The organism is Affinundibacterium danionis (assembly GCF_042432465.1).
GTDB classification, from domain to species: Bacteria; Pseudomonadota; Gammaproteobacteria; order Burkholderiales; family Burkholderiaceae_D; genus Undibacterium; species Undibacterium danionis.
On sequence record NZ_JBHLXJ010000007.1, the window covers coordinates 111,467 to 137,585 of the forward strand.

25 protein-coding genes are annotated in these 26,119 nt (G+C 45.6%); 12 read left to right on the top strand and 13 right to left on the bottom strand.

Features of this window, described 5'->3' with window-relative positions; all coding sequences use genetic code 11:
• Positions 1–212 precede the first annotated feature (212 nt).
• On the top strand, positions 213–1,124 hold the full coding sequence (locus tag ACFFJH_RS06255) for a hypothetical protein (RefSeq protein WP_390210996.1): 912 nt from the start codon (positions 213–215) through the stop codon (positions 1,122–1,124).
• Positions 1,125–1,246: 122 nt separating this feature from the next.
• Here ACFFJH_RS06255 and gloA read toward each other — a convergent pair whose 3' ends face one another.
• The 7 genes from gloA to glyQ form a co-directional block, all read right to left on the bottom strand.
• Complete coding sequence (gene gloA / locus ACFFJH_RS06260) at positions 1,247–1,627, bottom strand: lactoylglutathione lyase (RefSeq protein ID WP_390210997.1); 381 nt, start codon at positions 1,625–1,627, stop codon at positions 1,247–1,249.
• An 81-nt stretch (positions 1,628–1,708) separates the two neighbouring features.
• Entirely contained in the window at positions 1,709–2,602 is an 894-nt protein-coding gene (locus tag ACFFJH_RS06265; RefSeq protein WP_390210999.1) for a M48 family metallopeptidase, read from the bottom strand.
• 124 nt (positions 2,603–2,726) lie between these two features.
• Complete coding sequence (locus tag ACFFJH_RS06270; protein ID WP_390211000.1) at positions 2,727–3,461, bottom strand: lysophospholipid acyltransferase family protein; 735 nt, start codon at positions 3,459–3,461, stop codon at positions 2,727–2,729.
• Positions 3,462–3,496: 35 nt separating this feature from the next.
• Positions 3,497–4,057: a D-glycero-beta-D-manno-heptose 1,7-bisphosphate 7-phosphatase gene (gmhB, locus tag ACFFJH_RS06275; protein WP_212674810.1), complete on the bottom strand. Its 561-nt coding sequence runs from the start codon at positions 4,055–4,057 to the stop codon at positions 3,497–3,499.
• A 3-nt stretch (positions 4,058–4,060) separates the two neighbouring features.
• Complete coding sequence (locus ACFFJH_RS06280) at positions 4,061–4,258, bottom strand: hypothetical protein (protein ID WP_390211002.1); 198 nt, start codon at positions 4,256–4,258, stop codon at positions 4,061–4,063.
• A gap of 128 nt (positions 4,259–4,386) precedes the next feature.
• Positions 4,387–6,471, bottom strand: a complete 2,085-nt coding sequence (glyS, locus tag ACFFJH_RS06285; protein ID WP_390211003.1) for a glycine--tRNA ligase subunit beta — start codon at positions 6,469–6,471, stop codon at positions 4,387–4,389.
• A gap of 43 nt (positions 6,472–6,514) precedes the next feature.
• Positions 6,515–7,498 (bottom strand): glycine--tRNA ligase subunit alpha, encoded by a 984-nt coding sequence (gene glyQ, locus ACFFJH_RS06290; protein ID WP_390211004.1) that lies wholly within the window; start codon positions 7,496–7,498, stop codon positions 6,515–6,517.
• Positions 7,499–7,848: 350 nt separating this feature from the next.
• Here glyQ and ACFFJH_RS06295 point away from each other — a divergent pair, with 350 nt between their 5' ends.
• The 7 genes from ACFFJH_RS06295 (at position 7,849) to ACFFJH_RS06325 (ending at position 15,444) form a co-directional block, all read left to right on the top strand.
• The gene (locus ACFFJH_RS06295; protein WP_390211006.1) at positions 7,849–8,724 is read left to right on the top strand and encodes a c-type cytochrome; all 876 of its coding nucleotides are present in this window, start codon (positions 7,849–7,851) and stop codon (positions 8,722–8,724) included.
• Positions 8,725–8,924: 200 nt separating this feature from the next.
• Positions 8,925–9,269: a hypothetical protein gene (locus ACFFJH_RS06300; RefSeq protein ID WP_390211008.1), complete on the top strand. Its 345-nt coding sequence runs from the start codon at positions 8,925–8,927 to the stop codon at positions 9,267–9,269.
• 66 nt (positions 9,270–9,335) lie between these two features.
• Positions 9,336–10,088 carry a head GIN domain-containing protein gene (locus ACFFJH_RS06305; RefSeq protein WP_390211009.1) on the top strand — a complete coding sequence of 251 codons (753 nt, stop codon included), beginning with the start codon at positions 9,336–9,338 and terminating at the stop codon, positions 10,086–10,088.
• Between the two features lie 144 nt (positions 10,089–10,232).
• The gene (locus ACFFJH_RS06310) at positions 10,233–10,388 is read left to right on the top strand and encodes a hypothetical protein (RefSeq protein WP_390211011.1); all 156 of its coding nucleotides are present in this window, start codon (positions 10,233–10,235) and stop codon (positions 10,386–10,388) included.
• Between the two features lie 66 nt (positions 10,389–10,454).
• Positions 10,455–11,054 carry a 3'-5' exonuclease gene (locus ACFFJH_RS06315; protein ID WP_390211012.1) on the top strand — a complete coding sequence of 200 codons (600 nt, stop codon included), beginning with the start codon at positions 10,455–10,457 and terminating at the stop codon, positions 11,052–11,054.
• 341 nt (positions 11,055–11,395) lie between these two features.
• Entirely contained in the window at positions 11,396–12,217 is an 822-nt protein-coding gene (locus ACFFJH_RS06320; RefSeq protein ID WP_390211013.1) for a hypothetical protein, read from the top strand.
• A 32-nt stretch (positions 12,218–12,249) separates the two neighbouring features.
• Complete coding sequence (locus tag ACFFJH_RS06325) at positions 12,250–15,444, top strand: S9 family peptidase (protein ID WP_390211015.1); 3,195 nt, start codon at positions 12,250–12,252, stop codon at positions 15,442–15,444.
• Positions 15,445–15,596: 152 nt separating this feature from the next.
• Here the strand turns inward: ACFFJH_RS06325 and ACFFJH_RS06330 are convergent, their stop codons facing one another.
• The 3 genes from ACFFJH_RS06330 to ACFFJH_RS06340 all read right to left on the bottom strand — a co-directional run bounded on the left by ACFFJH_RS06330 (position 15,597) and on the right by ACFFJH_RS06340 (position 18,572).
• Entirely contained in the window at positions 15,597–16,730 is a 1,134-nt protein-coding gene (locus ACFFJH_RS06330) for a site-2 protease family protein (RefSeq protein WP_390211017.1), read from the bottom strand.
• Between the two features lie 83 nt (positions 16,731–16,813).
• Complete coding sequence (gene mnmA / locus ACFFJH_RS06335; protein ID WP_390211019.1) at positions 16,814–17,920, bottom strand: tRNA 2-thiouridine(34) synthase MnmA; 1,107 nt, start codon at positions 17,918–17,920, stop codon at positions 16,814–16,816.
• A 157-nt stretch (positions 17,921–18,077) separates the two neighbouring features.
• Positions 18,078–18,572 carry an NUDIX hydrolase gene (locus ACFFJH_RS06340; protein WP_390211020.1) on the bottom strand — a complete coding sequence of 165 codons (495 nt, stop codon included), beginning with the start codon at positions 18,570–18,572 and terminating at the stop codon, positions 18,078–18,080.
• A 645-nt stretch (positions 18,573–19,217) separates the two neighbouring features.
• On the opposite strand from ACFFJH_RS06340, the gene ACFFJH_RS06345 reads away from it, so the two are divergent.
• The 4 genes from ACFFJH_RS06345 to ACFFJH_RS06360 all read left to right on the top strand — a co-directional run bounded on the left by ACFFJH_RS06345 (position 19,218) and on the right by ACFFJH_RS06360 (position 22,918).
• On the top strand, positions 19,218–20,333 hold the full coding sequence (locus ACFFJH_RS06345) for a Re/Si-specific NAD(P)(+) transhydrogenase subunit alpha (protein WP_390211021.1): 1,116 nt from the start codon (positions 19,218–19,220) through the stop codon (positions 20,331–20,333).
• A gap of 190 nt (positions 20,334–20,523) precedes the next feature.
• On the top strand, positions 20,524–20,886 hold the full coding sequence (panD, locus tag ACFFJH_RS06350) for an aspartate 1-decarboxylase (protein WP_390211023.1): 363 nt from the start codon (positions 20,524–20,526) through the stop codon (positions 20,884–20,886).
• Positions 20,887–21,137: 251 nt separating this feature from the next.
• Positions 21,138–21,473 carry an NAD(P) transhydrogenase subunit alpha part 2 gene (locus tag ACFFJH_RS06355; RefSeq protein WP_390211025.1) on the top strand — a complete coding sequence of 112 codons (336 nt, stop codon included), beginning with the start codon at positions 21,138–21,140 and terminating at the stop codon, positions 21,471–21,473.
• A complete protein-coding gene (locus ACFFJH_RS06360) occupies positions 21,473–22,918 on the top strand; it encodes an NAD(P)(+) transhydrogenase (Re/Si-specific) subunit beta (protein ID WP_390211026.1) in 1,446 nt (481 codons plus the stop codon). Before ACFFJH_RS06355 ends, ACFFJH_RS06360 begins: the two co-directional genes overlap by 1 nt.
• 133 nt (positions 22,919–23,051) lie before the next feature.
• On the opposite strand, the gene ACFFJH_RS06365 is transcribed toward ACFFJH_RS06360, so the two are convergent.
• The 3 genes from ACFFJH_RS06365 to dxs form a co-directional block, all read right to left on the bottom strand.
• A complete protein-coding gene (locus ACFFJH_RS06365; RefSeq protein ID WP_390211028.1) occupies positions 23,052–23,312 on the bottom strand; it encodes a hypothetical protein in 261 nt (86 codons plus the stop codon).
• 86 nt (positions 23,313–23,398) lie between these two features.
• Entirely contained in the window at positions 23,399–23,875 is a 477-nt protein-coding gene (locus tag ACFFJH_RS06370; protein WP_390211029.1) for a hypothetical protein, read from the bottom strand.
• Between the two features lie 403 nt (positions 23,876–24,278).
• Positions 24,279–26,117: a 1-deoxy-D-xylulose-5-phosphate synthase gene (gene dxs / locus ACFFJH_RS06375; protein WP_390211031.1), complete on the bottom strand. Its 1,839-nt coding sequence runs from the start codon at positions 26,115–26,117 to the stop codon at positions 24,279–24,281.
• Positions 26,118–26,119 lie beyond the last annotated feature (2 nt).

The following is a 26,119-nucleotide window of genomic DNA, read 5'->3' on the forward strand; positions in this document are numbered from 1 at the left end:
ATCTAATATAGACACGTATAGATTGTCCGAAATATGTCCGAGCTGTTAGTGCGGACACGAGTCATGCCAACAAAATGACGCCTCTCTCCTATAGTCAAGTGAATGCACATAAGCGGGCATAGTAATTGCTGATAAAACTTTGAACCTTAAATTAAACGACGATCTGTTTATAAAAGGCCTAAGAAACAGCGATACCACAAAGGAGTTTAAAGATGAGAATGCGCGACAAGTTGTTTTTTTTATTCATGATGGCATTTAGTTTGATTTTTCCAGCCACTGCGGAAACGCCTAAGGCTGCGGTACAGGGTACGTGGAAAGCCAAAATTACAGATGTGAATCATGCGCGACAAGAGCATGTGAATCTTGACGAATTTTCTAAGGGGAAAATTCAATTTAATTTTTATTATAAGAAAAATCTCAAGGAGCTTAATCAAGGATCAAGTTTTGATTTTATCGATTTTGAAGGTTTAAATGAGGAGAGGGCAAAGGGTTCGAATACTAGTGTGAATTTCCGCCTTGTTCGTGAAGCAGGTATATTTGAATTGGAAGGAAAGTTTAATAAGGGAGATGGTCAAGGGACATTTCGTTTTTTTGAACAAGCTTCTTTTGTGCATGCCATGCACGACCGAGGATTTCTATTAAATCAAGAGCAAATATTTTCAGCGGCATTTTTGGATATCACAACGGCATTCGTCGATGAAATAAAGACGATGGGATTTAAAAAATTGCAAATGGAGGATTTTTTTAAGGCAAAAATCTTTCGCATCGATCCAGCATTTGTAAAAGAAATGGCGGCCAATGGTTTTTCCAATCTGGCTTTAGAAGAGTTAGTTAAAGCAAGGGTTTTTAAGGTTGACACAACATTTGTCAGGGAAGTCGCAGGAATGGGATTTGAGAATCTTGAATTGGAAGATTTAATAAAATTCAAGAATTTTGAAATTACACAACAATTTGTCAATGAGATGAAAAAGCTAGGTTTGACCAATTTAACAATAGAAAATGTTGTAAGCCTGAAGATTTTTAAGGTCGATGCCAATTTTATCCGTCATGCGAATTCAAAGTCAGGTAGATCTTTAAAAGTGGAAGAACTCATCAATTTCAAGATCCACGGCAAAATACTTTAACTGCTTTTTAGCCCTAGTATCAACATGGTGGTATCAGGGCGAAGCTATTGAACCTAATTGCATTAAGACGCTTAAATCAATGGCATCGATTAATTTATTGATTAGCTTTACCAGCTCTTTTATTAGCGCTCAATTAGTTCGATTTTATAACCATCCGGGTCCTGCACAAAAGCGATCACCGTTGTTCCGCCTTTGACGGGACCTGCTTCACGCGTTACGTTACCACCTCGTGCTTTGACTGCGGCACATGCTGCCGCTGCATCTGGAACCGAGATGGCGATATGACCATAGGCGGTTCCCATTTCATAAGACTCAACGCCATAGTTGTAAGTTAATTCTAATTCCGCGTGGTCGGGATTGCTGCCGAAGCCTAAGAAAGCAAGTGTGTATTGATATTCTGGATTATCAGAAGTGCGGAGCAATCTCATACCCAATACTTCGGTGTAGAAATTAATAGAGCGCTGTAAATTGCCAACGCGCAGCATCGTGTGAAGTAAGCGCATAATGTCCTCGAAAATGGAAAAGCGTCGATTGTACCTGTTCAGCTAAAAATACGCTGATACGCTAGCTCGCGTATAACGCGATTAAAAAACAGGCAAGTCAGCACTGGCGTGACGGCGTAATTGCTGTTTAGCGTTTTCGTAATTAGGATAAATCGATTCGACCGTGGCCCAAAAATCAGCACTGTGATTCATCTCACGCAGATGAGAGAGTTCATGCGCAACTACGTAGTCAATGATATCTAGAGAAAAATGAATTAAGCGCCAATTGAGGCGGATTTTTCCTTGTGCTGTGCAAGACCCCCAGCGCGTCCCGGCAGACGACAAGCTCATTGAGTGGTAGCTCACTCCCAACTTGCTTGCATATAAGGGCATACGTTGATTAAAAACACGTTTAGCCTCTTGCTGCAACCAACTCTGTACTCGGTCTTTTAGTTGTTGTTCCGTAAATTCTGGTGGCAGGCTAATGTTGAGGGTAGCTTGCTCGATGTCGTGCGTTACCGCAGTTCGACCGTGATGCACAATGCGCAGATGTAAGTGCTGCCCTAAGTACGGCAAGCGCGCGCCATCTTCCCAGCGCATAGTCGCCTGTAGACGACGTTCCGATTGTGTTCGTTTCTCACGTAGTTTCGCGATGATCCATTGTTGCTTTTCGCGTATCGCTTGTTCGATGTCGGCAATCGTTACCCAACGAGGTGCCGTGATACGTAGGCCGTCATCGCTAATCAAAAAGCCGATGCTACGTCGTTTTGAGCGACGCAATTCATAGTCAAGGACTTGGTCTTGAATTAGGATTTGGCGCTTGCGTGTGCCAGTGGCGGGATCGACTGTGCTTGGCGGACGGTGAGGCGTGACTACTTGCTCATTTCCGCCAAATAAATCGTTGAAAAAATCTAATTGCAACGCACGCTGCAATCCTTGGATCAAGCTTGCTTGCGTTGCAGGCGCAGCTTTTCTAGAGTTTCCAACTGACATCATAAATCTCTCAATCTAATCTACAGCGCTTGCTTGCTGAGTCAATATAGAACAAAGCGAGCAGGTCTAGTTCAAGAGTTTAGCATGGCTTTGATTGAGCGGCTTATTTGTAGACTTACTTGTAGGCCTACTTGTAGGCTTGAGGCGAGATGACGCGCATTTCCGCTTCTATCCATTCTTCGACTTTGGTCATTAAATCTGTCGCATTCATATCGCCAGGCGCAATAGGTTTGCCGACTGAGACCGTGATCAGGCCAGGACGTTTGATGAATGAATTCTTAGGCCAGCATTCGCCCGAATTTAAGGCAATCGGAATCACAGGTGTATTGGTTTCGATCGCCAGTCGCGTGCCGCCACCTTTGTAGTTACCTTTTTGTCCAACGGGAATGCGGGTGCCTTCGGGGAACATGATGACCCATTGACCATCTGCCAAACGCTTGCGTCCAATCGTTACAACTTGTGCGAAGGCGTCTTTACCTTTGCTACGATCAATCGGGATCATTTTTAAAAGGGCGATCCCCCAACCAAAAAAGGGGATGTAGAGTATCGATTTTTTAAATACGAATACCAAGGGGCGCGGGGTCGACATCAGTAAGAAAATGGTCTCCCAAGCAGATTGATGCTTGGATAAAACGATCACAGGACCGTCAGGGAAATTCTCATATCCGCGGGTTTGATAACGAATTCCACAAATTACTTTTGCCGCCCAGATGATGAACACATTCCAGCGTGCAGTTGCCCAATAGCGTTGATTGTAAGGAAGCGGTGCAAACAAAAAACAGATAGGTGCCCAAATCACGGTGGCGATGACCATCACAATCGTGAAAAGTAAAGAGCGGATAAAACACAATGCTGAATACATGAATAATCCTGAAGCGAAAGAAATAAGATGAAAAATTAGTCGGCGGCTGCTTCTGCATTGAGTAGAGCGTCCACCATCGCCGCGAGGTCGGAATGGATTTGTGTTCCCGGCGGTAAGCCGCCTTTGTTCATCGTTCCTTGACCTTTGCCAGTCAACACTAAATTCGGAATGCAGCCCATTACAAAACCCGATTGCAAATCACGTAAAGAGTCGCCGACACAATGCACGCCTTTGAGCGAGACATTGTAGCGGCTTGCGATCTCTTGCAGCATGCCGGGTTTGGGTTTGCGGCAGTCACAATTATCATCCGCGCTGTGCGGGCAAAAAAACACTGCGTCAATTAAGCCGCCTACTTGCTCGACAGTCGCGTGCATTTTTTGATGAATCGCATTGAGCGTGGTCATCGGAAACAGCTTACGTGCTACACCTGATTGGTTAGTCGCCACTACCACGGTATAGCCTGCTTGATTCAAACGCGCGATCGCTTGTGCCGAACCAGCAATGACTTGCCATTCATCAGCTGATTTGATGAAGGCGTCGGAGTCATGATTGATGACGCCATCGCGGTCGAGGATGATGAGTTTTGGTGGTGTCATTTTTCAATCCGACAAAATATCCATAAAATCTTGAAGCTGTTTTGGTGTGGTGACAGCAAGAAACAGAACTAGAAACGTGAATGCGACAAGTAGCAAGCTCGTCACCGATATTCCCCCTGATAGGAGACTGACCACGGCGGCAATGGCGAATAGGGTAGAAAGCACATACATTACTTTTCTTGCTTTACTGTCTGTTTGCATTGAATCGACTTCCAAGACTAAGCGCTTTCTTCGTAGGGCGGGTGCAACCCGTGTCGCCATTACATTGCTCGACATTGCTTTGAGAGCGAAGCCGCGTGGGTTGCACCCGCCCTACATTTTATTTTTTCTTACGCCGCCAACTTAGAAATATCCGCCACTTGGTTCAACATGCCATGCAAAGAAGCCAATAAAGCTAAACGGTTATTACGCAATGCCAAGTCTTCGGCGTTGACCATCACATCATTAAAGAACGCATCGACACCTTCGCGCAAGGCTGCCAAGGTTTTTAAAGCGCCTGTGAAGTCACCCGCTGCATACGCGGCATCAACGTTAGGTTTAACATCGACCATCGCTTTGTACAATGCTTGTTCTGCTGCTTCTTGCAACAAGCTAGCGTTAATCTCGCCTGGCTTGCCTTCCGCTTTTTTCAAGATGTTGGTGATACGTTTGTTCGCTGCCGCTAAAGAAGCAGACTCTGGCAAGGCTGCGAAGCTTTGCACTGCTTGTAGGCGTTCCACAATGTTGTCCAAGCTATCTGGGTTTTGTGCAACCACCGCTTCCACTTCACTTTGTGAGAAACCGCGTTCACGTAATTGACCGCGTAAGCGGTCATACAAGAACGTCAGTACATCAGCGCTCGGATCTTTGAACTTGGCGTTGCCAGCAAATAGTGTGGCGGCCTCAGCAATCAAGGATTGCAGTGAAATCGCCAAACGTTTTTCAACCAACATACGCAAAATACCCAAAGCATGACGACGCAAGGCGAATGGATCTTTATCGCCTGTTGGCTGCAAACCGATGCCCCAGATACCGACCAGAGTTTCGAGCTTGTCGGCAAGTGCGACGGCAGTACCCGTTGCCGTGGCCGGCAAAGCGTCACCCGCGAAACGTGGTTGATAGTGTTCGGAAGCAGCCGCGGCGACGTCATCGTGTTCGCCGTCATGCTTGGCATAGTAGGTGCCCATAATGCCTTGCAGCTCAGGGAATTCGCCGACCATGTCGGTCAACAAGTCAGCCTTTGCCAATAAAGCACCGCGTTCTGCGAGGGCAACATCGGCACCGATTAATTTAGCAATCGCGCCAGCCAGAGATTGAACGCGTTGTGTACGTTCGGCTTGGCTACCCAATTTATTGTGATACACGACGTTAGCCAACAAAGGCAAACGGTCGGCTAAAGATTTTTTCTTATCTTGTTCGAAGAAGAATTTCGCATCGGACAAACGTGGGCGGACTACACGTTCATTCCCTTGAATGATGTGTTCTGGCGTGTCGGTCGCTAAGTTTGAGACGATCAAAAAGCGTGAACGCAATTTGCCAGCCGCATCCGTTACAGCGAAATATTTCTGATTGGTTTGCATGGTCAAAATCAAGCATTCTTGCGGCACGGCCAAGAACTCCTCTTCGAAATGGCATTCGTAAACCACAGGCCATTCGACCAAGGCCGCCACTTCGTCGAGTAAAGATTCTGGCATCAACACTTGATCGCCATTCGCTTTTGACAGCAAAGCTTGACGAATTTGTTCTTTGCGTTCGGCGACGTTAGCCGTGACTTTGCCTTCTTCTTTCAAGGCGCGGTTGTAGTCTTCGGCATCAGCGATATTCACTTGGCCAGCGGATAAGAAACGGTGACCTTGCGTGATACGTCCAGCGGTTAAGCCGAGTGCGCTGAGAGGGACAATGTCTTTGCCATGCAAGGCGATGATGCTGTGCACCGGGCGTACAAAATGCACGGTTGAGCCATCAGGACGTTGATAGCTCATGACCTTAGGAATTGGCAATTTGCTGATCGATTCTTCGAGTGCAGACTGCAAGCTGCTAGCCAATGCGCTGCCAGGTGCGGTGTAGCTATAGAAGAAGCTTTCGGCTTTACCGTCGACGGCGCGTTCTAAGTCGGATACTTGCAAATTCGGGAAACCCAGTGCCGCGAGTTTTTTGGCCAAAGGCGCGGTTGCATTGCCATTCGCGTCGATTGCCACGGATACCGGCAATATTTTTTCACGCATTTGTTTGTCAGGAGAAGTATCGCGCACTTTGCTGATACTCACGGCCAAACGGCGTGGTGAAGCAAAGCTAGTAACAACGGAATCCGCTTCTAAGAAATCACGTGATTTCAAACCATTGACGATGCCTGCAGCAAACGCTTCGCCTAATTTGGCGAGGGCTTTGGGTGGCAATTCTTCGGTAAACAATTCAACTAAAAGTGTTTGGTTCATGTTCAATCTCAATTCTGTACTTGTCTATGGCTGCGCAAAGTGCTTAAGCTGCCGTTGCTTGTGCTGTAGCTTTCGCGAGCTGTGCTTCGATCGCAGCGACAACTTCACGTTTATGTTGGTCGTCTTCTGCGCACATAGGGAAGCCCAATTGATAGCGCGCCGACAAATACGCTGCCGCGACAGCGCGTGATAAGTTACGAATACGACCGATGTAAGCCGCACGCTCGGTGACTGAGATTGCACCGCGTGCATCCAGCAAGTTGAAGGTATGGGCTGCTTTCAAAATCATTTCGTAGGCAGGCAAAGCTAAAGATTTTTCTGTGACTTCAAGCAATCGTTTCGCTTCTGCTTCGTAATTGGTGAACAGAGAGAATAAGAAATCGGTATTGGAATATTCAAAGTTGAAAGTCGATTGCTCGACTTCGTTTTGATGGAACACGTCGCCGTAAGAGAGGCGTACAGTCTTGCCGTTTTCTTCGCGTTCAGTCCACACCAAGTCATAGACGTTTTCTACGCCTTGCAAATACATCGCCAAGCGTTCGATACCGTAAGTGATTTCACCGAGAATCGGTTTGCAATCTAAACCGCCAACCTGTTGGAAGTAAGTGAACTGCGTCACTTCCATACCGTTCAACCAGACTTCCCAACCCAAACCCCATGCGCCTAAGGTTGGATTTTCCCAATCGTCTTCGACGAAGCGAATATCGTTTTGTTGCAGATCTAGACCCAAGGCTTTCAAAGAGCCAAGATACAAATCCAGAATATTTTCAGGTGCTGGCTTCAACACAACTTGGTATTGGTAGTAGTGTTGTAAGCGATTCGGATTCTCGCCATAACGACCGTCCTTAGGGCGGCGTGAAGGCTGTACATATGCTGCACGCCAAGGTTCAGGACCAATCGCGCGTAAAAATGTGCCAGTGTGTGAAGTACCTGCACCCACTTCCATATCAATCGGTTGTAACAGGGCGCAACCTTGTTTGTCCCAATAGTCTTGCAATGTCAAAATAATTTGTTGAAAAGTGAGCATAGCTCTTCTGCCTTTTTTTCTGGGTTTTACGTTAGATTTTTACTTGAGTCTGCTTGAATATTAGAGAATATTGCTATGCAGAACTAAGGATTTTATAAACCTTAGATTTTAACCTTTTTTTGGTATGCTTCGATTGCTTTGGCCTTGCTTTTCACTCTAAATGCATGGTTTTTGTGGGTTTGAGCGGATTTCCTACGGATGCCCATAAACTTTCAATGACATCCTTTATACTTTTTCGCTAACGCGCAAGGCTATCCTTGGTTTTGTCCGGATGAATTCCTTTTTTAATTTCCCTCTTCATTTGCAATTTTTCTGATGTTTTTATTGAAGCTATTTTATTGAGGCTACCTATGCTATCGCCACTCACTTTTATGAGGCAAACCAGCTTGTTGGGGTTGATGAATATTCTTTTTCTTTGTGCTGCTATGGCACAGGAACCTGTGTTGGAGTTAAAGACGGGTGATAAAACTCAGCATTGGACTCGTTCCGAGCTTTTGGCACGTGCTAAGGAAATTGATATTGCAAAGGACTCCGCGTATCAACGTAGCATGCGCTACCGTGCAGTGTCTATCGCGCAGCTATTGCCACAAGCGGAGAAATATTCGTCCGTGCAATTTGTCGCCTCTGATGGTTTTGTTGCCAATATTTCGGGGAGTGATCTTGCGGGTAAAGGTCAAGCTTATTTGGCTATTGAGCCTGAGGATCAACGCTGGCCAGCGATTAATCCCGACAATCCCGCCAAAACAGTCAGTGCGGGACCATTTTATCTGGTTTGGTTAACACCAGAAGCGGGCAAGATTAGTGGCGAACAATGGCCTTATCAAGTAGCGAAAATCAGTGTTGAAGCACCGTTGCCAGAACGCTATCCGCAAATTATTCCCCTTGCCGGCATTGGCGCTAGCCATCAACAGGCGATACGCGGCATGCATATTTATATTAAGAACTGCGCCGTTTGTCACACCATGAATGGTGGCGGTGATGCGACGATAGGGCCTGATTTGAATTTGCCATTCAATCCTACCGAGTATTTTCAAGAGAAGTTTTTACGTCAATTAATACGGCAACCGGCATCCGTGCGCAGTTGGAAGCAATCATTGATGCCAAGTTTTGATGAAAAGACTATCTCCGCTGCGGACTTAGATGATCTCATCAGCTATTTCAAAAGAATGCGACAAATACGGCAAAAAATACCGTCTACAGCAAGCTCGCCCGCGAATAAACCCTGATTTTGGTAGGAACTGACGCTCTAATCCCCTTTTTTTGCATTCTGTCGCAATCTGCTGGTGAGCTGAAATCGACTTGCTTACACTGCAGTCATCAAAGAAGCAAAGCGGAAGCAAAACAGAAACAAAGCAGAAGCAAATCTTGTTGAAGCAAATTTATTAAAGCAAATTTAAATCTATCTCAAATACTAAGGGGAACAAAAATGAAAACGAATACACGTAATATCTTTATCGCGATCGCCATTATCTTCAGCTTGTTATTGATCAGCTTTTTTTCTATGGATCCTGCCCACATCGTGATTGATGGAGAAGAAATTGGCGATATTGGTGGCTTTACCGGTTTTGTGATGGCATGTTTGATAGGCTTTGTGGCTTTGTTCTTCGCCTTGAGTGTGACTGGTTTGGTGTTGGCGATGGTGGCAGTGGTGTTGGTCGTTGTTTTGGGTGCGGTCTTAGGTTCATTCGCGATTGCCTTGTTACCACTCATGATTCCTTTCTTAATACTGTACGCTTTGTTCTCTTTGTTTTCACGCAAAAAAACGGCCTAATCAGACATGAGTCAGTTGTTAAGAGTTTAGAAAATTTATCATCACAGTATCAAATCGGAGAACATCATGAATAAGCAAACAATTCGTCGCAGCCTGCTCGCTTCTGCCTTAGTTCTTACTGCGTTGCCAGCATGTGCTGATTGGGGCAATTGGTTTGGAAAAAGCGTAGAAGGCTCGGGCAAAATTGTGAAGCAAGATCGTGTCGCCAAAGATTTTCGCGCTTTGCAGATTGCGGTCTCAGGTAAAGTCGAATTGAAACAAGGCACACAAGAAGGTGTTTGGATAGAAACCGACGATAATATCCAAGCCATGCTGGAAGTGGTGGTTGAAGGTAATACTTTAAAAATACGCTCTAAAGATAAAAATGTTTATCCCAAAACCCGTACTTTAAATATTGTGGTTAATTTTAAGAATATGGATGATATTGCTTTGGAAGGTTCTGGCAGTATTAAAAGTGATAAATTACAAAGTACTGATTTGAAATTGCGCGTCGGTGGCTCAGGTGATTTAGATATCGCTGACTTAAAAGCCGATAGTTTGAGAGTATCAATTGGCGGCAGCGGTAGTTTCAGCGCCAGCGGTAATGTGCCACAAGTATCGGGCTCTATCGGTGGCTCCGGCGAACTTGATATGGCTAAATTGGCTGCAAAAGATGTGCGTATTAGTATCGGCGGCTCGGGCAAAGCAAGTACCTGGGCGAGCGATAATTTAAATGTGAGTATCGGTGGCTCTGGCAACGTAAATTACTATGGTGATCCGCGTGTCACTAAATCAATTGGCGGTTCTGGTAGCGTTAATCGCAAAGGTAGTGCGCCATAAGTTAGAATATTTACGATGTATCAATCATGAAGGCGGCCAGGTGGTCGCCTTTTTTTATACCCATCCTGCATTAAATATTCCGAAGAAATGGCTGATACATTCAGCTCGTTGCGCTTTCGGTAATGCCTCACTATGATGGCGGCTATGACTTTATTTAGCCCCAACTTGCGAGTCACTCTATTTCACAGCCTTATCGCGATGAAGGCGACCCAGTTTCCTGAGATACGGGTTAAAGCGGTGATGAGATTAAGTGAATGGATTACCTCAGAACTAGGTAAGAAGATAATCGCTGACTTTTGAGCAAATACTTCTCCATATAAATCTGAGATGAAGTAGCTATTTTTTGCCGATATGAAATGAGAAAACATGAGCGATGAGTTGGAAGTAATGCCGGATCTGCCCGCCTATCCGGGAATCGATATGGAGAAAATATGTCTGGTACAAACGGCACAGCAGTTGGCATTTGCAGAAGAAAAATTACTGCAAGCGAGTGTGCTGGGTTTTGATACGGAATCGAAGCCTATTTTTAAGATAGGACAACGATCGGACGGGCCGCATTTAATTCAATTGGCAACCAGTGACTATGCGTTCTTGTTTCCGGTTTTAAATGACGCGCAAGTGGCGTTTGCTATACCAGTCTTGAAAGCAGTTTTAGAGTCGAAGACTATTTTGAAAGTCGGTTTTGGATTAGGTGATGATAATCAAAGATTGCTGCATAAACTAGGTGTCAAGATTGTCCATGTCCTTGACTTGTCGCGCGCACTGAGTGACAACCGGAAAAAGCAAATGGGCGCTAAGCGCGCGGTAGAAAAATACTTCGGACAAGTCTTACAAAAATCCAAACGGGTATCGACTTCAAATTGGGCAGCAGAGACTTTACATGAACGCCAGCTCAAATATGCAGCAGACGATGCGCAATCAGCCTTGCTGGTGTATTTGGCATCGCCTTTGGTGGTTAGAACCTGACTACTTATTACTAATGAATGGCTAACAAATGCCTAACAGAATAAACCTCCCAACACATAGACAATGAGGCACAGAGAAAATCAAGGAGAAGATCGAGATTGAATTAATCTATAGTCTTTTTCTGTTTTACCTCCTTGCCTCCGTGCCTCTGTGTTGAGAGGTTTCCATCTTTTTGTAGAGGCCGAATAGTAAGGTCGAAGCTCAGTTAATCTGCAGATGACTATCCTCCTCGATTCACTGATTTTGATGAATCGTGGAACTAGAATTAAAAAATTGGGTCTGAGCAACTTATAGCATCAGATTCGCTTTCGGCTGTATCGCCTGTAAATAAAAGGAAATCTATGCAATATGCTAAACAATTTATCTTGCGTCCTGTGAGTACGGTGCTCGCTCCAGTTTTTGGTTTTGGATTGACTTCCTCATTGGCGCTTGCATTGACGGTGGTAAGTAGTACAGCGCATGCCGATGGTTTAAGTGATTTAAAAGCGGCCTTGGCGCGTTTGCAAGGACAGACGCCATTAAAGGCGGTGGTCGAGGCGAAGACTTGGAATCGGCAGGGTGAAGGTAAGGAATTAGAAGAAACGCACGGTGTTGCCAGTGTTTTAGTGGAAGAAACGGGGCGTGGTTTGCACGTCTTGTATAGCAAAGAGATGTTGGTGAAGTTGGAGGCTGAAGAACGCTTAAAGGAAAAAGATAACAAGGCCAAAACGCCAACTTTGTCCGCCTTAAATGAAGTCAATTCGTCGGCTCTGCGACCTATGATTTCTGCCGCTGGTGGTCTAGCCCGCAGTATGGAGAAGGCCACGTATAAAAGTGAAAAGTTGGACAGCTTCAATGGCAAACCAGCGCGTTTGTTGAGCTTTGAATTATCGATCGATAAGTTGTCGGAAAAAGATCGTAAGTACATGAAGAAGTTTGATGGCAATTTAGATATTTGGATTGCCGCCGACGGTACACCATTGGCGAGTCGTCAGACTCAAGCGATATCAGGGCGCGCTTTTATCGTCATTAGTTTTGAAATGAAAAATGAAGAAGAATGGATCTACAGCACCTTAGGTGATCGTTTGATTGCATTGAAAAAAGAAAGTAAAAATAGTGGTTCCGGTATGGGTGAAAAAGGTGAAGGTAAGGTGACTAAGACCTTACAACTGCAAGCCCTATAAGATGAAATTGAATTAAAAATAAAGGAAACAAAATGAAGCACGATATGCCCAGTTCAGTAGCGATAGTGGGAAGTTTTGTAAATTCAGGTTGGGTGTTACGCCCGCTGTCAGCTTTAGTCTTGGTGTTGGGTTTGCACGCAGCTAGTGTGCCGCAAAGTGCCTTAGCACAGAACGCGAATGATAAAGCGGTAGCGAGTGTGAGTGCGGAACAAACTGCAAAAAAATTAATCACCCACGATGTCTATGCTAATTGGCGCAGCATACAAAACAGCATTCTTAGTCGCGATGGACAGTGGGCTGCTTATGCGTTGGTAGGACAGGAGTCAGATGGTGAAATCGTCGTCAAAAATCTACGCGATGGGCGCGAATGGCGTGCACCACGAGGTAATTCTCCCGTGTTTAGTTTTGATGGTAAGTACCTAGCTTTTGCGGTGGCGCCGACTCGTGCCGATTTGGACAAAGCAAAGAAAGCGAAAACCAAGCCTGAAGACGCACCCAAAGCAGGTGTTGGTGTGATTGATTTGGCGAGCGGTAAAGTAGAGAACATAGAGCGTGTCAAACGCTTTAGCTTCGCCGAAGAAGGATCAAGTCTATTAGCCGTGTTGTTAGAGCCGCCTAAGGAAGTAAAAAAAGACGCAAAGAAAGAGGACGCAGCTAAAACTGATATTTCTGATTTAGCACCGCAAGAGGAATTAACTGCGCAATTGGATAGCGGCGAAGAAGATCAGCAAGCCATGCCTGGTGCGGCAGCCGCAGCTGCAAAAAAGAAAGAAGCCGGCACGGAATTGATGGTTTGGGATTTGGCAAAAAATAAAAAGACTTCGATCAAAGAAGTCGCCGATTTAAGTTGGAATAAGTCAGGTAATTTATTGGCCTATGTCGTATCCGTGAAAGAAGCTGCCAAAGATGCAGTCAAAGAGCCCGCTAAGGCCGACCAAAAAGACGCGCTACAAGAATCTAAAGAAACAAAAACAAACGCCAAACCTGTTGCCGCTAACCTCGCTAGTGCGAGTGAAGGCGTGTATCTGTGGTCGGCTGATACCGGCGAATCAAAAGCGATTCTGCAAGGTGCTGGTAGCTATAAGCATTTACGATTTGATGAAGACGGTAAGCAATTAGCCGTGCTTAGTAATCGTGATGAAGTCGCAAAAAAGAAAGACTCAGCTAAAGACGGCACTAAGGACACAGCCAAAGACGCCAACAACGATACCAATGTCTATAGTTTGTTCTTCTGGCGCGCAGGTGACGCTGATGCTCGCCTCTTAGTCAATGCAGATTCAAATGGCATGACAAAAGGCTGGACGCCAAGCGAGCACGCCGATTTGAGTTTTAGCAAAGACGGCCAACGCTTGTTCTTGAGTACCGCAGAGTTGCCTAAGCCAGTTGTCAAAAACGCGGCAGAGCCAATGAAGGTCGATCTCTGGCATTGGAAAGATCCAGAGCTGCAATCTGTGCAGAAAGTAAATCAAGAGCGTGATAAGCAAAAATCCTATCGTGCGGTTGTACATTTGGCCGACGGTAAATTTGTTCAGTTAGCCAATAAACTGATCCCGCAAGTCATCTTGAATGAGAATGCGCAGTTTGCGATGGGTATCAGCACTTTGCCATATCGTCATTTGATGTCTTGGGATAGTTTGTACTACGACGCCTATGCCGTAGATTTGCAAAATGGTCAGGCAAAAATGTTGATCGAAAAAACACGCTTTATGCCGCAATTTTCACCTGCTGGTAAATACATCATTAACTTTGATGCAGATAAAAGTGTATGGTGGTCTTATGCCACAGCCGATGGCAAGAAAACTAATTTGACTGGCCACATCAAAACCCATTTTGAAGATCAACAACGTGATACGCCAGAACCGAAGAATGCGTTCGGTGTAGCGGGCTGGTCTGCCGACGATGCGAGCGTGGTTTTGTATGATCAATTTGATTTGTGGGAAGTCAATTTGCAAAGCAAAGCAACCCGCAATTTAACCGCTGGTTTTGGTCGTAAAAACCAATTGGAATTACGCTACGTACATTTAGGGGAGAATCGCTACTCACCACAAACTAAAGCGCTGCCTAGCGATAAACCATGGATACTATCAGCGACGCATGACGTGAATCAATCGACTGGCTATTACAGTTTAGATGCCCAAGCGAGAACGCCAGTAGAACCAAAGCGTTTGATCCATGCGGATAAACTCATTAGCGGTTTGATTAAGGCAAAGGACAGCGACACGACCCTATTTACTCAGCAGACGTTTACAGAGTTCCCTGATCTGTGGAGCGCCGATTTGAGCATGGCGAACGCCAAGAAAATTAGTTATGCCAATCCTCAGCAAGCGCAATACAACTGGGGTACGCAAGAGATGATTGAATATACTAACGGCGACGGTAAAAAAATGAAGGCGCTGGTCGCGAAACCAGAGAATTTTGATCCTAAGAAAAAATACCCGATGATGGTCTACATCTATGAAAAGATGACAGACAATATGCATCGCTTTGTGTCACCATCGCCAGCGCAAAATATCAATGTGACGCGCTATGTGAGCAATGGCTACATCGTGTTGCGCCCAGATATCGTGTACAAAACCGGCTATCCAGGTAAGAGTGCTTTAAATGCCGTTGTGCCAGCTGTACAGCAGGTGATTTCAAAAGGCTATGTCGATGCGAAACGGGTCGGTATTCAAGGACATAGCTGGGGCGCTTACCAAATCAATTACATCATCACTCGTACGAATATGTTCCGCGCTGCCGAAGCGGGCGCATCGATGGCGAATATGGTCAGTGGTTATGGCGGCATCCGTTGGGGCGCTGGTGTTAGTCGCGCATTCCAGTATGAGCATGGACAAAGTCGTATGGGCGGAACGCCATGGGATAGTACTGCTAAATATGTAGAAAACTCACCGATATTTGCCATCGACAAAGTGCAGACACCGTTCTTAACAGTACATAACGATGATGATGATGCAGTGCCTTGGTATCAAGCGATAGAATTTTTCTCAGCCTTACGTCGCTTGAATAAAGAAGCCTACTGGTTTAACTATAATGGCGAAAAACACGGCCTGCGTGATCGCGATAATATCAAGCATTTCACCGTGCATATGAGCGAGTTTTTTGATCACTATTTGTTGAACAAACCGCGTCCAGAATGGATGGAGAAACCAATTCCTTATTTGGAGCGCGGTCAACGAGATGTGATGGGACAGTTTGTACCTGCTAAACAAACTGAAGAGAAGAAATAAAGTTTTTTGATTTATTCGGTCTCATAAAGAAGTGCTTACAAGAATCAACTTGTAAGCGCTTTTTTTCACCTATACGAATGTGATTTCCAGAGCCATGTAGGATACGTTGCACTTATTCTACTTGTTAGTGCTTTCTTGGGTTCTATGTAGATTTAACTTTGCAAGATTTTTAGTGGCGCAGCCAGTAATTCATCACCGCTATGAGCGAAATACCACATGATCGCGATGAGTGCGGCAGCGGTTGCTAGGTACCAAACGCTGGAAAAAATCTGTCCATAACGATCGAGTGGCAGTAAATGACTTTGATGTCGCATGCGCCATTCGAACACAATTTCCATACTGCCTATCAGTAAGAAAAACGCCATAAAACTTAAGCCCATGGCGTAGCAGCCAAGGATGCCGAGCACCGAACCTGCGATCATGGCGAGTAAACCAAATTTGCCATTGACCGAAAAGCCTATACTTTTCAGAATATGACCACCATCGAGCGGCAAAATAGGCAATAGATTAATCAGATTAAGTAGCGCATTAAAATTCGCCAAGCCAGCGAAGAAAATATTGTCGGTGACCCAGTACAGTAGCAATAAAATGAAGGATAGGATGAGTCCAAAAGTCGGCCCCATAATCGAAATCACGACATCCTGCCAGCGGGTATTAATTTTGTCTTCGCTCAATGCCAAACCGCCCATAAAGGGAATCAGATAAATCCCCTTGGTTTTCAAACCAAAGTATTTCATGGCACGGATATGACCATATTCGTGGATCACCAGACAGGCGATCAATGCAATCGCAAACTTAAAAGAAACTAGCCACGAATAGGTCGCCAACGTTGCGGTTGCGAGAAGAACCTTGATGACTTTTGCGCTCTTTAATAATTTAAATGCGAGCGAGGCCAAGCCGAGTAGGCTAGGTTTTTCTTTGTTGCTCACCGCTACTTCAGGTACCTGACGCTCTATATCTTTGGTATTACGTTGTCCTTGCGTAATTTCATTATCATTGATGAGCAAACGATACTGAATTAGAAACGGCTGCCATTGCAAGTGGGTTGCGAGTTTGATGCGCAATTGCTGTGGCGCTGCCATTGCTACCGTAGGTGAGGCGCTAGAACTGTCGTCCGATGTGGGATTAATATTGAGTTCGAATTCATGTACAAATGCGCCTTCATTGTCCGCACCGGCATTTTTTTGTGACACCAGATTATTGTCCCAGAATAGCTGTTGCCAGCCCGCGAGTGAGCCTTCCAAACGTAGCGATTTACCTAAGCAATCGATATTAAGTAGTTCCAATGTCGTTCCAGTTTATATTGAAGAATGGTTAAAAGTAAGAGGTGCTTGGCGACGTTTGTCGCTCTGTCGTATCAGCTCTCATTTTAAATTTGCTCGGATGATGCTGCGTTAATAATGCCTCCGCCTAAGCACACGTCACCGTCGTATAAAACGGCTGATTGACCCGGTGTGACTGCCCATTGCGCTTCATCAAAATGCAATTGGAATTGCTCATTATTGCCGCTGAATCGGCAGGCCATGTCGGGTTGACGGTAGCGGGTTTTGGCGGATAGTTTTTCTAAGTCTGGTGCATGACCTGCGACCCAACTCACTTGCGCCGCTTCCAGTGAATTTGATAATAACCAAGGGTGATCATGACCTTGTACCGCGTAGACACGATTGTTCTCTACGTCTTTGCGCGCTACATACCAAGCATCACTACTGCCGTCAGCATTTTGATGTGATTTGATACCACCTATGCCTATGCCTTTGCGTTGTCCTAAAGTGTAAAAACTCAAGCCAACATGTTTTCCTATGATTTCTTCTTCTGGGGTGCGGATTTCGCCCGGTGCATAGGACAAATAGCGATTTAAAAATTCGCGGAAAGGGCGTTCACCGATAAAGCAAATACCCGTTGAGTCTTTCTTTTTCGCATTCGGCAAATTGATTTGTTCCGCGATTTTACGGACTTCGGTTTTATTGATTTCACCGAGCGGGAATAGGGTATTTTTGAGCTGCGCTTGATTCAAACGATGGAGAAAATAACTTTGATCTTTGCTGGCATCAAGTGCTTTTAACAATTGAAATTCACCATTGACTTCGCGCACGCGTGCATAGTGACCGGTTGCTATGTAGTCGGCACCGAGTTTCATCGCGTGATCTAGGAAAGCTTTAAATTTGATTTCTGCGTTACACAATACATCGGGATTGGGAGTGCGACCTGCTTGGTATTCGCGCAAAAATTCGGCGAACACGCGGTCTTTGTACTCACTGGCAAAATTGACAGTTTCGATATCGACACCAACCACGTCCGCGACGCTGACCGCGTCGATTAAATCTTCGCGCGTTGAGCAATATTCAGAATTGTCATCGTCCTCCCAGTTTTTCATAAACAAGCCAATGACCTCGTAGCCTTGCTCCTTGAGAAGCCAAGCTGAGACTGAAGAATCGACACCCCCGGACATACCGATGACTACGCGTTTTTTACTCATGACTATTCCTACTGATCTTTGTTACTTTAATGTCGTTATTTAGTTGGCTAAAGTAGGGCGGGTGCGACCCGCGCCGCCAGTGCTTAGACCACCTGAGCAGCGCGGGTTTTACCCGCCCTACGAATTATTTGTTTCTTCTTGCTTAGCCTGATGTCTCTTAGTTTCCTGTATCCACCACACTAGGATGCGTGTACATCAAATTCAAAGGCGCTCTTTGTCCCGCCAAATAATCCTGCAAACATTTCAAAATCAATGGACTCCGGTGCATCGCCTGACATGCCACGATTTCTTCATAGGTCATCCACAATGCGCGCACAATACCTTTGTCTAAGGGGCGATCATGCTGGGCGATGACTTTGCCACAAAATGCAAAACGCAAATACGTCACCTCTTTGCCTGAATTCGGTGAAATAAATTTCGACATATAGGTGCCGACCAAGGCTTCAGGCACAAATTCATGCGCCGTTTCTTCCATGGTTTCGCGAATGACCGCTTGTTCCAGACTTTCATTCGGATCAAGATGTCCCGCAGCCTGATTTAAACGCACACCTTCTGGCGTTATTTCTTCTATCATCAAAAATTCCAAACGTTCACCATTGCGACGTGGAACGATGGCAGCGACGGTGACTGAGGGTTTCCAAATATCAGACATAGTTTGTGGTGGTTAAAGTAGATGCTAAGCTCAGAAGTTAAGCCTATGGACGAGACAGGGCGTCATTTTACCTCTTAAGCTCAAATTACACCGCCATTAGGTCTTAAGCAGGATTCGAATTTGCTAATAAAGATTCTATCTATAAGGAAAAATATCATTCCTGTTGGTATTTTGGAATGAAAATTGAAAGTGGCTCGGCACTTGTTGCGAACTGTCCAATGTCGGTTTAAGCCTTATCAGATCAGGGTTTGAGGCCTAAGTGTTGAGCCCAAGGCCGGAATTTTCTTGCCTTATGCTGGTGCAGTGGTATTAGGTAAGCGACACTTTAGAGTGCTTATCCTGTGCCAGTATGGTGCGTTTTTCGTGTAATATCGTTGTCGAATATCAAATGTAATATGAGAACTGCCTTAAATTTCTTATTTTGTTAGGTTGTGCATGCACTTCATACCAAAAATGAAATTCGGGTTGGCTTCTCAGCTCCAGTTCAATTGAAGTATTTTGAACGCCGTGGTGAGATAAGTCGAAATGCCAATCATCTCGCTTGCTTTTTATCCAAAGGCAAGCAATTCGCGCAGCATGAAATACCTGAAGTAATCGCTTTAGAAATTGAACCTAAGGGTATCAAAAATAAAAAGGAGTAACTTTATGAAAATCGGCATTCCCGCCGAAACACGGTCGGGCGAGACGCGCGTTGCGGCGACCCCAGAAACAATTAAGAAATACGTCAGTGCTAAGCATGAAGTTGTTGTGCAATCAGGTGCTGGTATTGCCTCATCAATTACCGATGAAGCCTATCAGGCAGCGGGTGCGACGATAGGTACGGCAGCTGATGCTTTCGCTGCCGATTTGATTTTAAAGGTGCGTGCCCCTTCGGCAGAAGAGCGCGCTTTGATCAAATCGGGTGCTGTGGTGGTTGGCATGCTCAATCCTTTTGATGCAGAAAATATCGCAGCAATGGCGGCTCATGGCATTACGGCGTTTTCACTTGAAGCGGCGCCTCGAATCACACGCGCTCAATCTTTAGACGTCTTGTCTTCGCAAGCGAATATTGCCGGTTATAAAGCGGTGATGTTGGCCGCTAATACTTATCAGCGCTTTATGCCTATGCTTATGACGGCCGCAGGTACGGTAAAAGCGGCTCGCGTCTTGATTATGGGTGTTGGTGTGGCTGGCTTACAAGCGATCGCAACAGCGAAACGTTTGGGGGCAGTCATTGAGGCTTCAGATGTTCGGCCACCTGTCAAAGAACAGGTCGAGTCGCTGGGAGCGAAATTCATCGATGTGCCTTATGAAACCGATGAAGAGCGTGAAATCGCAAAAGGTGTGGGCGGATATGCGCGTCCCATGCCTGCCGCGTGGATGGCACGTCAGGCGGCTTTAGTACATGAACGCGCCAAGCAAGCCGACATCATCATTACCACCGCATTAATACCAGGTCGTAAAGCCCCTGTTTTGATTTCAGAAGAAACGGTGAAAGCAATGAAACCGGGTTCGGTCATTGTCGATATGGCAGTTGAACAAGGTGGTAATTGTCCATTGTCTGAGTTGAATAAAACCGTCACCAAATATGGCGTTCATATTATTGGCGAACCGAATTTAGCAACGCTAGTGGCCGCCGATGCATCGGCATTGTATGCCCGCAATATTCTTGACTTCTTAAAATTGATCATCGACAAAGAGGCTAATCTGGCGATCAATAAAGAAGATGAAATTGTGGTTGCTACCATGATGTGCTCAGGTGGTGAAGTGTTGAAGAAATAGATTTAAATTGCAGTCCTTAATTTTGGTCTTTAATTAGTCGCTTTAAAATAAAATCTTTCAACACCGCGGCACAGAGGAAAAAATGGAGAAATGCAAAACTTATTTCTTTGAATTTAGTTTTGATTTTCTCTTGCACTTCTCCGTACCTCTGTGTTGAGAGGTTTGAAAATATCAGTTAGATGGAAATATTATGCAAAGAAATATGTTACGCGCGAAAATTCATCGCGTTTCTGTGACCCAATGTGATTTGAACTATGAAGGTTCATGCGGTATCGACGAGGATTTACTCGATGCTGCCGACATCAAGGAACATGAGCGCATTGAACTTTACAACATCAATAATGGTGAGCGTTTTGCGACTTACGCGATCAGAGGTAAACGCGGTAGTGGCGAAATCTCATTAAACGGTGCTGCAGCGCGTCGCGTACAGCTGGGTGATTTAATGATTATTTGCACTTACGCACCGATGGATGATGAAGTCGCAGAAAACTTCAAACCTAAAGTCGTGTTCGTCGATGCTAAGAACAAAATCACTAGTCTGAAAGAATATTGATTTGCTGAGATTTTCAGATGCGATGAAATAAGAATTACTGAAGTCTAATGCAGTTCAGCTAAGCTCCGTACATCGAGGTGTCGTTCCCGCGAAGAGCCTGCTCTCGAATGCTTTAGTCGGGGGAGCATCCAGTGGCGTAAAGGCTCAAAGACACTGGATCCCAGCCTACCTAGGGATAACGGCGACAGAAAAATTAATCTGAACAGCATTACTACTGAAGTCCCTTTTAATGTGAATAAAGAGAGAACGTCATGGATGTAGTAAGTCATACACTCACTAACTTGATCATTTTTGTACTGGCAATTTATGTCGGTTATCACGTGATCTGGACTGTAACACCTGCACTGCACACGCCTTTGATGGCGGTGACCAATGCGATCTCTGCCATCATCATCGTGGGTGCGATGTTGGCGGCAGGTTTGACCGAAGGTGTCCTCGCGCAAGTGATGGGTACGCTGGCAGTCGCGTTGGCGGCGGTCAATGTCTTTGGTGGCTTTTTGGTCACGCAAAGGATGTTGGAAATGTTTAAGAAAAAAGAGCCTAAAGCTAAAGTTGAATCTAAATCTGCAACTCAGGAGGCGCAATAATGAGTATGAATCTCGTGACGATGCTGTACCTGATTGCATCGGTTTGCTTCATTCAAGCGCTTAAAGGATTGTCTCATCCTTCCACCGCACGTAAGGGTAATACCTTTGGCATGATAGGGATGGCAATCGCAGCGTTTACCACTGTTGCTCTAATCGTTAAGTTGAAAAATGAAGCAGGTGGTGCTGGTTTGGGCTATGGCTTGGTCATACTCGGTATCGTGGTTGGCGGTGGCATTGGTGCGACATTAGCGAAACGTGTAGAGATGACCAAGATGCCAGAGTTGGTGGCAGCGATGCACTCCTTGATCGGTTTAGCCGCTGTTTGTATCGCGGTTGCTGTCGTGGCAGAACCATGGATTTTCAATATCACGACGCGTGATGCAGCGATTCCATTTGGTAACCGCATCGAATTATTTATCGGTACTTTCGTCGGTGCGATTACTTTCTCTGGTTCGGTGATCGCTTTCGGTAAATTGTCTGGTAAATATAAATTCCGTTTATTCCAAGGCGCACCAGTCAGTTTTGCTGGACAACACATGTTGAATTTGGTGTTGGCCATCGCGATGGTTGGTCTTGGTTTGGTATTCTGTTTTGATGGTGGTGTTGCACCAGCTTGGACGCCGTTTATCTTGATGACGGCAATCGCATTTGTGTTGGGTGTGCTCATCATCATTCCGATTGGCGGCGCAGATATGCCGGTCGTGGTGTCGATGCTGAACAGCTACTCAGGTTGGGCCGCAGCAGGGATTGGTTTTTCATTGAATAACTCGATGTTGATTATCGCTGGTTCCTTAGTCGGTTCTTCTGGCGCGATTCTTTCTTACATCATGTGTAAAGCCATGAACCGTTCTTTCTTCAACGTGATCTTGGGTGGTTTCGGCGGCGCTCCAGCAGAAGCAGCAGCGGGTGGCGGCGCACAACGCACGGTCAAGTCTGGTTCGCCTGATGACGTCGCTTTCTTGTTGGGTAACGCAGAAACCGTCATCATCGTTCCAGGCTATGGCTTAGCGGTAGCACGTGCGCAACACGCATTGAAAGAGTTAACGGAAAAACTCACGCACAAAGGCATCACGGTGAAGTACGCGATTCACCCAGTGGCAGGTCGTATGCCGGGTCACATGAACGTCTTGTTGGCTGAGGCCGAAGTGCCATATGACCAAGTGTTTGAGATGGAAGACATCAATAGCGAATTTGGTCAAGCTGACGTGGTCTTGGTTCTCGGTGCGAATGACGTGGTGAATCCAGCCGCAAAAGATCCCAAATCACCTATCGCAGGTATGCCAATTCTTGAGGCGTATAAAGCGAAAACGATTATCGTCAACAAACGTTCTATGGCATCTGGTTATGCTGGTTTGGATAATGAGTTGTTCTATATGGATAAGACGATGATGGTGTTTGGGGATGCTAAGAAGGTGATTGAGGATATGGTGAAGGCTGTCGAATAATTAGCTTTTCTATGTTTTAATTGCTTGTGAAAAAGCCCGCAAAATTTTTGGATTTTGCGGGCTTTTTGTTGTTTCGTATTCTGCGATTAGCGCGGTGTAATCGCGCGTATAAATTCAAATTCGATTTGCGTTATTAATCTTTTAGGTCTCCATAGCCTAAAACAATGTTTTGATCTTGAGCTACGACATGGTTGACCTTTCCGTGAAAGGATTTGCGTTGATTTCGTAGAAAAGAATGAAATATGAGGGCTGCTACAAGCGGGATACACCAGATCAGCAGGATTTGAATCAAACGTTGAGCTTTCTCATATTCTTCTGCTCGATAAACAAGAAAAGAGACAAAGATCTGATAGATGATAAGAAGTGCAACACATGTATAGGTTAGTTGGATCATGGTCTTCTCAAATTTAGCTCAAGCTCTCATTCAAACGGGAGTCTAGTAGGGTGGGCAAGTCTTTTTGCTCACGCTGCGATAGTCGATTAATTGTGAATAGGCCTTATATTTTCACCTTTATATTTAATAGCAAACAATCTCATAGTTCGCAGGTCGGTGGTAGACCGACAGCTACTCACTTTCTTTGCTTCGCCAAAGAAAGTAAGCAAAGAAAGGCGACCACGCTGCCACTGCCCTTCGGGTTCCCAATTGTGCAAGACAAAAAATGGGAAAGCTTCGAAACTCGCCTGCGGCTCAAACAACGAAGCTTTCTTTATCCATTTTCTGTCCTGCACAATTGGCAGTGTCAGAAGTGGGTGAAGGCCAAAAGCAAGGCCAAAAGCAAGGTCAAAAGCAACGATACCGAGCAGCCAGTAGAAAATATGTGCTCGTTGAGATTGATTGTTTTGGTGTTGCTGTTGTTTTTGACTTTGACTTCGCCCCGTTCGAGACGAAGTAATTTGTGCCTCACAGAAAATGGATAAGAAAGTGTTGTTGTTTGAGCCGCAGGCGAGTTTCAACACTTTCCCATTTTTTGGGATGCACAAATTATGCTGAAGCGTAGCGTAAGCACCCGCAGGGAGATTGATGGGGTTTCGCAAAGCATGCTTTGCGCCATCGATCTCTAAGCTGCTTGCAAGCAGCGCAGTGGAGACTCTACGGTCGCCTTTTTTGGATTACCTTTTTTGGCGAAGCAAAAAAGGTAATTGGCTGTCGGGCCACACCCGACCTGTGAACGTAAAGAATGTGTACCTATAATTTCAGTGCAAGAATTCAAAACGACTAAAAGTTAATAGGCTGTCGAGCCACACTCGATCTGCGAACGATAAAAATATCGAGCAATGAAATAAAAATGCCGCCTACGTAAAAACTAAGGATAGGCGGCATTCAATTTTAAAACGTAATTTAAACACGCGACTTGCTAACTCATAAAAACCGCTGCCGTATCGACGCCTCAATTCCCTCCGCATTCAAACCACATTGCGCCAACAATAAAGCCGGATCGCCGTGATCTACAAATTTATCCGGTAAGCCTAAGATCAACAAGGGTTTTGCAATTCCCGCTTCGGCTAGCGCTTCTGCTACTGCTGAACCAGCACCGCCCATGGTGCAGCCTTCTTCGACTGTGACTAAGGCATCATGATCTGCTGCCATGTCTTTAATCATCGCTATATCAATGGGTTTAACAAAACGCATATTGACTGCCGTTGCATCCAGTGCTTCTGCAGCTTTGATCGAAGGATGCACCATAGAACCAAATGCCAAAATTGCGATTTTTTTACCCTGACGTTTTAGTTCTGCTTTGCCTATCGTTAGTTCGCTGAGTTCGCTTTGAATTGTCGCGCCTATGCCCGCGCCACGTGGATAGCGTATTGCTGCTGGTCCTTGATATCGGTAGCCTGTCGTTAGCATCTGGCGACATTCATTTTCATCGCTAGCTGCCATGACCACCATATTGGGAATGCAGCGTAAGTAAGCTAGATCATAATTGCCAGCATGGGTTGCACCGTCGGCACCGACTAAACCAGCGCGGTCTAACGCGAACGTGACGTCGAGATTTTGCAGTGCGACGTCATGTATTAATTGGTCGTAGGCACGTTGCAAAAAAGTGGAGTAAATCGCGACGACCGGTTTTAAGCCTTCGGTGGCTATCCCGCCTGCAAAGGTAACGGAATGCTGTTCGGCAATACCAACGTCGTAATAACGGTTTGGAAAACGCTGTTCAAATTCCACCATGCCAGAACCTTCGCGCATCGCGGGTGTGATGCCTATCAGTTTGTCATCGGCCGCGGCCATGTCACACAACCAATCGCCGAAAACTTGAGTATAGGTTTTCTTGGCAGGCGCCGCTGCGGGTTTGATCCCCTCCGCAGGATTGAATTTACCAGGACCGTGATACAAAATCGGGTCGGCTTCAGCGAGTTTGTAGCCTTGACCTTTTTTGGTGACGACGTGTAAAAACTGTGGACCTTTGAGGTTTTTAATATTTTGCAGCGTCGGGATGAGCGATTCTAAATCGTGACCATCAATTGGACCGATGTAGTTGAAGCCAAATTCTTCGAACATGGTGGCTGGTACGATCATACCTTTGGCATGTTCTTCAAAACGGCGCGCTAGTTCTAGCATAGGCGGTGGCAAAACTGACTTACCTACATTGCGAGCCGCTGCATAAAATTTACCAGACATCAGTCGCGCCAAATAACGATTTAAAGCGCCAACTGGTGGTGAGATCGACATATCGTTGTCGTTCAATACCACTAGCATGTTGATGTCGTCGTAGACACCAGCATTGTTTAATGCTTCAAACGCCATACCAGCAGTCATAGAGCCATCACCGATGATAGCAACTGAATGGCGTGATTCGCCTTTGGTGCGTGCTGCCAATGCCATGCCTAGCGCTGCAGAAATAGAGGTCGATGAATGTGCGGTACCGAAAGTATCGTATTCACTCTCAATTCTTCGTGGAAAGCCAGAGATACCATCAAGCTGGCGCAGGCTATGCATTTGGTCGCGACGACCAGTTAAGATTTTATGCGGATAGGTTTGGTGGCCGACATCCCACACTAGTCGGTCTTCAGGTGTATTGAAGACATAATGTAAAGCGATCGTCAGCTCGACGGTACCTAAATTAGAGGAGAGGTGGCCGCCAGTTTTTGAGACGGAATCGATCACATATTGACGTAACTCATCGGCTAAAGACACTAACTGATGGCGATTGAGCTGGCGTAAATCGGCTGGCGAGTTGATGGTAGTAAGTAGGGACATTA